We start from the raw sequence: 652 nt of genomic DNA, 5'->3' as shown, positions 1-652 counted from the left end.
TTAATCCAATTTTGGAATTTAAAATTCTCGCATTAAAATTTCCATTCTTAATATTTCGTAACTTTGAATTTCTAAAATTAGAATCATGGGACTTCCGGAATTAAAAGATAAAATAAGAAATCAATTAGATTTAGCAGATGAGAGAGTGTTGAGAATTGTTTCTTCTGTTTTTGATAATTATTTGAATGAAGTGGTTTCTTATGATGCACAGGGATATCCTTTGACATTGTCTGATTATCATAATAAGGTTGAAGAAGGTTTAGAAGATATCAAATACAATCGAATAATTTCGAAAGAAGATCTGTCGAAAGAAATGGAAGATTGGGGTAATGAGTAATACTAAAACTGTCGTTTTTTGGACTAAAAATGCAAAAGAAGATTTAAAAGATATCTATATCTCACTAAAGAAAGAAATCTCTAAAGAATCAGTACTTAAAATCAGAGATGAATTGTTTCATTGTACAGATAATATTGTTTTTCCGGAACAATTTCAAATAGATGAATATAGAATTGATTGTAGAAGAATTGTAATAAGAAATTATAAGATTCTTTATCAAATAAAAGAGGATTCTATTTTTGTGATTAGGGTTTTTAATTCATTTCAAAATCCAATGAAAAGCATAAAATAACAGAAGGCTCAGAGTTTTACTTT

The 652-nt window shown here is 26.7% G+C and carries 2 protein-coding genes; both read left to right on the top strand.

Annotation, left to right across the window (positions count from 1 at the left end):
• Positions 1-85 precede the first annotated feature (85 nt).
• Positions 86-337, top strand: coding sequence for a hypothetical protein (locus B0A64_RS24775; protein WP_089482103.1), 252 nt, complete (start codon positions 86-88; stop codon positions 335-337).
• Positions 330-629 (top strand): type II toxin-antitoxin system RelE/ParE family toxin, encoded by a 300-nt coding sequence (locus B0A64_RS24770; RefSeq protein ID WP_089482102.1) that lies wholly within the window; start codon positions 330-332, stop codon positions 627-629. The genes B0A64_RS24775 and B0A64_RS24770 overlap by 8 nt, the downstream gene beginning before the upstream one ends.
• Positions 630-652 lie beyond the last annotated feature (23 nt).

Source organism: Flavobacterium araucananum (genome assembly GCF_002222055.1).
In the GTDB taxonomy this organism is placed as follows: domain Bacteria; phylum Bacteroidota; class Bacteroidia; order Flavobacteriales; family Flavobacteriaceae; genus Flavobacterium; species Flavobacterium araucananum.
This window is presented reverse-complemented; position numbering and strand designations above follow the sequence as displayed.

Coding starts and splice junctions, on each gene's coding strand:
- B0A64_RS24775 (WP_089482103.1), top strand. CDS start 86: ATGGGACTTCCGGAATTAAAAGATAAAATAAGAAATCAATTAGATTTA.
- B0A64_RS24770 (WP_089482102.1), top strand. CDS start 330: ATGAGTAATACTAAAACTGTCGTTTTTTGGACTAAAAATGCAAAAGAA.